Genomic DNA, 8,817 nt, shown 5'->3' with positions numbered 1-8,817 from the left:
GGCCTGCTCGGTCTTGGTGGGCAGGCCGGTGGAGGGGCCGCCGCGCTGGATGTCGACGACCAGCAGCGGCAGTTCGAGCGACACCGCCAGACCGACCGCCTCGGCCTTGAGGGTGACGCCGGGGCCGGAGGTGGTCGTGACGGCGAGCGAACCCCCGAATGCCGCGCCCAGGGCCGCGCCGACGGCGGCGATCTCGTCCTCGGCCTGGAAGGTGCGGACGCCGAAGTTCTTGTGCTTGCTCAGCTCGTGCAGGATGTCCGAGGCCGGAGTGATCGGGTACGAGCCGAGGTACAGCGGCAGGTCGGCCTGCTGCGAGGCGGCGACGAGACCGTACGAGAGCGCCAGGTTCCCCGAGATGTTGCGGTAGGTGCCGGCGGGGAAGGCCTCTGCCGCGGGGGCGACTTCGTAGGAGACGGCGAAGTCCTCGGTGGTCTCGCCGAAGTTCCAGCCCGCGCGGAACGCGGCGATGTTCGCGGCGGCGATGTCCGGCTTCTTCGCGAACTTGCTCTGCAGGAACTTCTCGGTCCCCTCGGTCGGCCGGTGGTACATCCACGACAGCAGACCCAGCGCGAACATGTTCTTGCAGCGGTCGGCGTCCTTGCGGGCCAGGCCGAAGTCGGCGAGCGCCTCCACAGTGAGGGTGTTGAGGGGCACGGGATGGACGCGGTAGCCGTCCAGGGAGCCGTCCTCCAGCGGGCTGTTCGCGTAGCCGACCTTCGTCATCGCGCGCTTGGTGAACTCGTCCGTGTTGACGATGATCTCCGCGCCGCGCGGCACGTCCCCGATGTTCGCCTTCAGTGCGGCCGGGTTCATCGCGACCAGCACGTTCGGCGCGTCACCGGGCGTGAGGATGTCGTGGTCCGCGAAATGCAACTGGAAGCTGGACACCCCCGGCAGGGTGCCTGCGGGCGCGCGGATCTCGGCGGGGAAGTTCGGGAGCGTCGCCAGGTCATTGCCGAAGGACGCCGTCTGAGAGGTGAACAGATCACCCGTGAGCTGCATGCCGTCGCCCGAGTCACCCGAGAACCGGATGATCACCCGGTCGAGCCGGTCCGTCTGTTTCGTCACCTGCAAGTGCCTCTCCCTGGGGCGGAGTACGCGTGCGCGGGCATGCGCACCCGCAGAGCCGTCGCGCTGAACGAGGGTTGGGCGCCCGCTGCGAGCGTAGGGGGATCGCCACACAATTTCAATGGGCGTTGAATTGAGTGCGGCGGGGCGTGGGCGAGGTCGGGTGGCACGTACTCGGCGTGCGTTCCGAGTGTCGATCACCAGTGCTGGTAACGTGCCAAACGCCCACGGCTGCAGGGGTGTTGGCGTGCGTCTCGGATGTCGCGAAAGCTTTGACCCAAGAAGTCACTGTGTGTAGACTTCATGACTGAATGAATTGATGTGGAGGGTGGCGTCACGCTGCCCCGTCGCCGCGAAAGCACCCGTGTGGAGACCGGGCGGGAGGCACGTCCTTCGGGGGAACTCGTGATCGAGAGGAAGTGCCGCCTTGGCCGAAACCAGAGGCGCAGCCGGGAGTCGTCGGGCCATCATGCGGTCCGCCGCGGACCTCTTCGCCGAACTCGGCTACCGCAACACCTCGCTCCGTGCGGTGGCCGCGGACGCGGGCTGTGATCCCGCACTGATCGGCCACTACTTCACCTCCAAGGAGGCGCTGTACGACGCCGTCGTCGCCGAGACGGTCAGGCCGGCCGAGATCTTCCGCGAGGCGATGGCGCGACGCGATCCGGGTACGGCCGAGTGGCTCCTGCGGCACGCGGTGACCGACTGGGGCGACCCTGTCCAGCGGCGGCGCATCCTCGGTGTGCTGCGCTCCGCGCTCGACCTGCCCGCGGCGCGGGAACGGATGAGCCAGTCCCTGGTCCCGGAAGGGGTCGGGGGTGCGGACGAGATCAGGCTGGCGCTGATCAGCAGCCTGCTCGTCGGTGTCATGACGTCACGTCACATGGGCTTGCTGCCTCCCGAGTTGAGTGCGGACGGCGACTCCTCGGAACTCGTGCGTGTACTCGCTCCGGCGGTGGCCGCGTTTCTCGCGGCGGATCCGGCGAGGGCCGTTCCTGCCCCGGCCGGGGACTGAGGGGCGTCGCGGGCCTCGGCCGTCGCTGCCTCGCTGCCTCGCTGGCTCACGGGCCCACCGGCTCACCCGTCTCCGGCTCTCCCGCCCGGCGGCTCGGCGGCTCGGCGGCTCGGGCCGGACGGTGCCGTCTTCGTCGTGGGCGTGGCGCATGCGGTGCCGCGGCGCGGCACCCTGGGCGAGTCGGAGGCCCCGTAGGAAGCCGCGCCCTGTTGGCACCACGTGACCCGACTCCGAACAAGTTTCACGGGGCACTTAGGCTCCTGCTGTTGGTCAACTCATCGCAGCGAGGGGCCAGGGGAGCGGGGGGACGAGGGCCGATGGACAACGCCACCGAGGTGTTCCAGCCACTTCGGGCGGACGATCCGGTCCTGGTGGCCGGGTACCGCCTCGCCGCCCGGCTCGGCGTGGGTGGCATGGGTCGGGTCTACCTGTCCCACACGCAGGGCGGGCGACCGGTGGCGATCAAGGTGGTGCGCCCGGAGCTGGCCGACGACCCGGACTTCCGCCGGCGGTTCCGCCGGGAGATCAAGGCGGCCCGGCGGGTCCGGGGGGCGTACACCGCCGAACTGATCGACGCCGACGCGGAAGGCGTACCGCCCTGGCTGGCCACGCTGTACGTGCCCGGACCCTCCCTGGCGGAGGCCGTCGCCCGGCGCGGACCGCTGCCGGTGCCCGCCGTGCTGTGGCTGATGGCGGGGGTCGCCGAGGCGCTTCAGGCCATCCACGGTGCCGGAATCGTGCACCGGGACCTGAAGCCCTCCAACGTGCTGCTGGCCGCCGATGGGCCGCGTGTGATCGACTTCGGCATCTCGCTGGCCTCCGACGCCACGTCGCACACCGTCACGGGCACCGCGATCGGCACCCCGTCCTTCATGGCGCCCGAGCAGGCGTCCGCGGGGGAGATCACCGCGGCGAGCGACATCTTCGCGCTCGGTCAGACGGCGGCGTTCGCGGCACTGGGCGCGCCGCTGTACGGGGACGGACCCGCCGTCAACGTGCTCTACCGGATCGTGCATTCGGAACCCGACCTGTCCCTCCTTCCCGAGCAGCTGCGTCCGCTCGTCGCCCGGTGTCTGGCGGCCGATCCGGAGGAGCGGGTGACCCCGGCGGAGGTCGTCGCCTGGTGCCGGCAGCGGCTGGGCCCGGACGCCGACACGGGCGCGGGGCCGTCCGTGTGGCGGGAGGCCGCCGGGCCGGAGGTGACGGTACCCCCTCCGGTCCCCGACCCCACCCCGGTGCACACGCTGCCGTTGCTCGCCGGTCCTCAGCCGGCCGGAACGGACGTCCGGCGGTCCCGCCGCCGGCGCACCGCACTGGTCACGGGCGCCGTCGTCACGGCGGGCGCGCTGCTGCTGGCGGGCCTGGTCGGCCTGGCGTGGACGGTGATGGACGTGAAGGACCGGCTCGGCCATCGGAACGCGGCCGGACCCTCGGCGTCCGGTCCGGCGGCGTCCGCACGCTCGTCGGCGTCCTCACCCGCATCCGTGGCGACCTCGGGAGCGGACGGCCGGGCAACCGGAGCCGCGCACCCCTCCCAGAGCACGTCCGCGCCGCCGCGGGCCGTCCCGTACCCCCTCCAGTGGCTGGACGAGAAGAACTCGCTGGACATCGAGGAACCGGTCGAGCGGAAGGACCGCAAGGGGGACGTCCGCTTCGTCTGCGGCGACTCCTGCGCGCTGGAGAGCGACAGCAGCGTGATCGCGATGGTGTACGGCGAGCCGGGGGCCACCCTCGATTCGTGCCGTCTCACGCTCAAGGGCGCCGACAGCCACCGTCTGCCGCTCGCCGCGACGGCGGCCGGCAGCGAGATCTGCGTCAAGCACCCTTCCGGGGACATCGCGCTGCTGGTGATCCAGGTGAAGTCGACCGCGCTGCCGGAGAGCGGGTCCAGCTTCCTGACCGCGGACATGACGGTCTGGCGGGCGGCCTGAGCGCGGGCGTGCCGGAATGCGTCGCCGCTGAGCTGTCCCGGCCCGCCGTCGCGGACGGCGAAGCCCAGGTGCTGCTCCTCGGTGCCGACCGCGATCACCCGGACCGGAACGCGCCCGGTGCCGGGCCGCGTTCGCCGCACACACCTCCGCTCTGCGCGCGCCGGCGGACGACGGGACGATGCCGGACGGGCTGATCGGCGCGGACGACCGCGCGTGTCTGGTCAAGGCCGTGGAAGCGTCGCGAGCCCTCTCCTGAAGTGCGCTCAGGTGCTGGCTCCCTGATCGTCCGCCGACCGGGGAGCCCGCGGATCGTCCATGGTGGTTCCGTCGGGCCTCCGCCCGAACGCGGCGTCGAGCACGGCGGGGAGATCTGCCTCCGGGACCGCCGCGCGCACTTCGGCCAGGACCTGGGGGAAGCGGTCGTCGTCGACGGTACCCATGTGTTCCTGGCGCAGCCGGTGGACGACCTCGACGAGTTCGGGGCGCCTCCGCATCCAGGCGCGGGACGTGCGGATCTCCTCCTCGACCTGGTCCATGAACCAGCGCAGCACCTCGTACGGCACGTCCAGGTGCCGCCCGGGGCCGAAGCAGACCGTCGGCTCCCGTGCCGGGTCCTCGTCGGGGACGATCGCGGTCACCAGGGCTCGTCGCTCGCCGACGAGCTCCAGCTCCAGGTACCAGGCGTCATCGGGCACGGAGTACAGCACGGTGATCGCGTAGGGGGCGCCGCCGGGGTGCGGGACGGTCATGACCGCATGCTGTCACGCCGGTCCGGCCACGGATGCCGGGCGGTTCGGCAGGTGTTGACCCGGCGACGGCGCGGGAGCGCGAGAAGACCGGACTCGGCCGCCCGTCACTGATCCGGAACGAGTGTGCGCACACCCGCTCCTGACGGTCCCGCAGCACTATCCGCACGTCAACGCGGCGACCATCCAAGGTTGTTGGAGCGGTGAGCGCTGTCCGGAACACGGCCATCGACCTTGCGGATTGGAATTCAGTACTCGTAGACTTCATTGGAGAATGAATAACTCGGGGTGCTGTCAGCGGACGGCGTACCCAAGGAGGGAACATGGAATCGATTGACGCGGGCGTGAAGGCGGCGGCCCCGCCCGGCACTTCGCCCGCCCCGGGATCCCCGGCCAACCCCGCACGCTGGGTGATCCTCGCCGTCACGCTGTCCGCCATCTTCATGCAGATGCTGGACACCACGATCACGATGGTCGCCCTGCCCTCGCTGCAGAGCGACCTCGGCTCGACGTTCGCCGAGATCCAGCTGGTCGTCGCCGTCTACTCGCTCGCCTTCGCGTGCGTCCTGGTGACCGGCGGCCGGCTCGGCGACATCTACGGGCGCCGCAAGATCTTCCTGATCGGCATGCTCGGCTTCACCCTCGCCTCGGCGCTGTGCGGCGCGGCCCCCAGCTCGACCTTCCTGATCGTGTCCCGGGTGCTCCAGGGCATGTGCTCAGGTCTGATGTTCCCTCAGGTGCTGTCGATCATCCAGGTCACGTTCTCGGCCAAGGAGCGCCCCAAGGCGCTCGCGATGTACGGCGCTTCGGTGGGACTCGGCACGGTGCTCGGTCCGGTGCTCGGCGGCTGGCTGATCGAGCTGAACATCATGGACACCGACTGGCGGGCCATCTTCTACGTCAACCTGCCGGTCGGCCTGATCGCCCTGCTCCTCGGCCTCGCCAAGATCCCGGAGTCCTCGGGCGGCGGTGCCCGGCGGCTCGACGTCACCGGCGCGATCATCCTCAGCGCCGGACTCTTCAGCCTCATCCTGCCGCTGGTCATCGGCCGTGAGCACGACTGGCCCGGCTGGAGCCTGGTGCTCCTCGTGCTGAGTCCGCTCGTGCTCGCCGAGTTCTTCGTGTACGAGAACAAGCTGTCGAAGCTGGCCGACAGGTCACCGCTGGTGCCGAGCGGGCTGTTCAAGGAGCGCTCGTTCACGGTCGGCCTTGTGATCAGCGTGGTGTTCTTCGCCGGCATCCCGTCGTTCTTCATGGTCTTCTTCATGAGCCTGCAGATCGGCTTCGGCTACACCCCGATCTCCGCGGGACTGGTCAGCCTCGGCTTCGCCGCGCTCATCGCGGTCGGTTCGGCCCGCTCGGCGGCCGTGGTGAAGCGGCTCGGCACGAAGACCCTCGCGGTCGGCACCGGGCTGCTGCTCGTCGGCATGTCGGGTGTGATCGGCACCCTGCACTGGGCCGGATCGGACCTGCACGGCTACCAGTTGATCCCCTCGCTGATGGTCGCCGGCCTCGGCGGCGGCTTCTTCCTCGCCCCCTGCACCGGGATCATCCTGGCCGGCATCCGCTCCCGCGAAGCCGGTTCGGCGTCCGGCATGCTCGCCACCGTGCAGCAGGTCGGCATCGCCATCGGCATCGCCGTCGCCGGCATCCTCTTCTACGGACTGCTCGGGTCGAACGCCGACGGCGCCAGCCGGACCGCGCTGCCCGAACTGCGCGCCGATCTCGCTGCGGCCGGACTCTCCGAGGCTCAGCAGACACAGGTCACCACCGGTTTCCGGACCTGCTTCCACGACAAGATGAACCAGAAGGACCTCACCGCCACACCCGCGAGCTGCGCGCGCATCGAGAAGCAGATGGCGAGCGCGCCGGTGCCGGCGCAGACCAAGGCGCGGGTGCAGGCCGCGGTGCTCGGCAAGGCCGTGCCCGAGGCGCGCAAGTCCAACTTCGGCGACAGCTTCGAGCAGGTGGTGTTCTGGCAGATCGGCTGCTTCGGCCTGTCCTGCCTGCTCGTCCTCGCCCTCCCGAAGATCCGTCCCGAGGACGTCCAGGACGTGCCCGGGGGAGCCTGACCCGGCCCGGTGCGGAGCGGCACGCCGCCGGCGGCGGTCGCGACGGGCGCCCGCCCGTCGCGACCGGGCGGGCGGCGCCGTCGTGCGCGGCCCCTCGCCGTCAACCCTTCCCTTCCCTTCCTTCCCCTCCCTCCGTTGCTCGTTCTCCCGTTTCCCGTTTCCCGTCTCCCGCTCGACCCGGCCCTGTGCCGGTCCTCCCTCCAGCACCCGCGCCCACGCGGTGAAAGGACGAACCGTGTTGTCGGTCCTCGCGCTCGGCGCCGCCTCTGCGCTGGCGTACGCCGGTGCGGCCGTCGCGCAACGGGCGGTGGCCAGCACGACGACGGGACATGGGCGCCGCGCCGCCCTGCGCGGAGCGACCTGGTGGGTGTCACTGGCACTCAACCTGCTGGGCGCGGCGCTGCACACGGCGGCACTGCGCTTCGGTTCGCTGGTGGCCGTGCAGATGCTCGGTGTGCTCACCCTGGTCGCGGCGCCCCTGCTGTCCTCGCTCGCGCGGCGGCGCCGTACCACCGCGGCCCAGTGCTCCGGCATCGCCTGCGCCGTCGCCGGTGTCGCCGGGCTGCTCTTCCTGACCCGGTCCGCACAGGCGAGCCGGACACTGACCCCGGCGCAGACGGCCGGCGTCCTGGGCCTGACCGTCGCCGTGCTCGGGATCTCCGTCGTGGCGGCCGCCACCGCCCGGCGCGGCATCACCACCAGCCTCTGGTACGCGGTGGCCGCGGGGGTGGCGTTCGGCGCGGCCTCGGCGCTCACCCAGACGGCGGTCCTGGAACTGACCCGGGGCGGCGCCCTGCGGCTGCCGCTGTCCGCCGCCGCGCTCGCGGCCGGCGTGGCCTGCCTGGCCGTCGCGGGCCTCACGCTGTCCCAACTCGCCTACCGGGGAGGCCTGGAGGCGCCGCTGGCCACCCTCACACTGGTCAACCCCGGTTTCGCCGTGGTCGTCGGGGTCCTGGTCCTGGGGGACCGCTACCCCGGTGGCCTTCCCGCGGCGCTGGCGGGATGTGCCGCGGCGGCCGCCGCCGCACGGGGCGTCCTCGTCCTCGCGCGCACGCACACCGAGGCCGCCGCCAGGGGGCGGCTAGCCCTCCGAGAGCCGGTCGAAGTGCACGTCCACGGCGGGCGCGAACCACTCGACGAGCTCCTCGAAGTCGAGCGAGGCGAGCGGCTCCATCCGCAGGACGTACCGCAGCATCACCAGGCCGGCGAGTTGCGCGGACACCAGTGACGCCAGCGCCTGGGTGCGGTCGCTCCGCTCGGGGACGATCCGCCGCACGCAGGCCGCGAAGCCCTCCTCGATGCGGTCACGGAACGCCTTCGAGGTCGACTCGTCCGACAGCCCGGTGCGATAGATCGCGACCAGCGCGGGCCGCGTCGACCCGTCCTCCCAGTACGACAGGAACGTACGCACGATCCGCTCGCCGCGGCGCTCCAGGACCGGCTCGGCGTCGTCGTCCGTCAGCGGGTCGAAGAGGGCCGACACGTCGAGGCGGGACTGGACGGCGTCCTGGAACACGCCTTCCTTGTTGCTGAAGAAGTGGTGGATGAGGGCCGGGTCGACCTGTGCCTGCTGTGCGATGCCACGCATCGTGGTGCCCGAATAGCCCTTCTCGGCGAAGAGGGCGAGCGCGGCCGACAGGATCTGCTCCTTGGTGCTGCTCTGCCCCGGACGCCGGCCTCCGCCGCGTGACGACGACCGCCTGCCGCGGGCTGCGTCGCCCGGCTGTGCGTTCGCCTGCGTGGCACAGGGGATCCCGTTTCCGGCGCTCACCAGTCCCCCTTCGGGTATTAATTCATGCGTGTAGGAAATCGACGATATCAGCATCCCACATGGGAAGACTCCCCGGTAGGGAGCATTCCGGCAGGACGCGGCGGTGTCGAGCCCGAATCGCGCGACCGCGCGCGGGCTGGCCGGATCCGATCAGCGGCGGCACCATTTCGCGCTTCGCGGCCGTCGCGCGACAAGGAACCGCCGTCCCCGGCCC

The 8,817-nt window shown here is 71.3% G+C and carries 6 protein-coding genes; 3 read left to right on the top strand and 3 right to left on the bottom strand.

Annotated features, from left to right (window positions below):
• The coding region (locus ACZ4IF_RS09525; RefSeq protein ID WP_467561081.1) for a 2-oxoacid:acceptor oxidoreductase family protein at positions 1-1,074 on the bottom strand (1,074 nt) is incomplete at its 3' end.
• 463 nt (positions 1,075-1,537) lie between these two features.
• Here ACZ4IF_RS09525 and ACZ4IF_RS09520 point away from each other — a divergent pair.
• Together ACZ4IF_RS09520 and ACZ4IF_RS09515 are read left to right on the top strand one after the other, a co-directional pair.
• Positions 1,538-2,083, top strand: a complete 546-nt coding sequence (locus tag ACZ4IF_RS09520; RefSeq protein ID WP_467561079.1) for a TetR/AcrR family transcriptional regulator — start codon at positions 1,538-1,540, stop codon at positions 2,081-2,083.
• Between the two features lie 317 nt (positions 2,084-2,400).
• Positions 2,401-4,014: a serine/threonine-protein kinase gene (locus ACZ4IF_RS09515; protein ID WP_467561077.1), complete on the top strand. Its 1,614-nt coding sequence runs from the start codon at positions 2,401-2,403 to the stop codon at positions 4,012-4,014.
• 263 nt (positions 4,015-4,277) lie between these two features.
• On the opposite strand, the gene ACZ4IF_RS09510 is transcribed toward ACZ4IF_RS09515, so the two are convergent.
• Positions 4,278-4,763, bottom strand: a complete 486-nt coding sequence (locus tag ACZ4IF_RS09510) for a hypothetical protein (protein WP_467561076.1) — start codon at positions 4,761-4,763, stop codon at positions 4,278-4,280.
• A gap of 320 nt (positions 4,764-5,083) precedes the next feature.
• On the opposite strand from ACZ4IF_RS09510, the gene ACZ4IF_RS09505 reads away from it, so the two are divergent.
• A complete protein-coding gene (locus ACZ4IF_RS09505) occupies positions 5,084-6,832 on the top strand; it encodes an MFS transporter (protein ID WP_359504547.1) in 1,749 nt (582 codons plus the stop codon).
• A 1,081-nt stretch (positions 6,833-7,913) separates the two neighbouring features.
• Here ACZ4IF_RS09505 and ACZ4IF_RS09500 read toward each other — a convergent pair.
• Entirely contained in the window at positions 7,914-8,657 is a 744-nt protein-coding gene (locus ACZ4IF_RS09500) for a TetR/AcrR family transcriptional regulator (protein WP_467561073.1), read from the bottom strand.
• Between the last annotated feature and the right edge of the window lie 160 nt (positions 8,658-8,817).

The sequence above is a fragment of the Streptomyces sp. NPDC025784 genome (assembly GCF_055558435.1).
This window is presented reverse-complemented; position numbering and strand designations above follow the sequence as displayed.

Coding starts and splice junctions, on each gene's coding strand:
- ACZ4IF_RS09520 (WP_467561079.1), top strand. CDS start 1,538: ATGCGGTCCGCCGCGGACCTCTTCGCCGAACTCGGCTACCGCAACACC.
- ACZ4IF_RS09515 (WP_467561077.1), top strand. CDS start 2,401: ATGGACAACGCCACCGAGGTGTTCCAGCCACTTCGGGCGGACGATCCG.
- ACZ4IF_RS09510 (WP_467561076.1), bottom strand. CDS start 4,763: ATGACCGTCCCGCACCCCGGCGGCGCCCCCTACGCGATCACCGTGCTG.
- ACZ4IF_RS09505 (WP_359504547.1), top strand. CDS start 5,084: ATGGAATCGATTGACGCGGGCGTGAAGGCGGCGGCCCCGCCCGGCACT.
- ACZ4IF_RS09500 (WP_467561073.1), bottom strand. CDS start 8,657: ATGCTGATATCGTCGATTTCCTACACGCATGAATTAATACCCGAAGGG.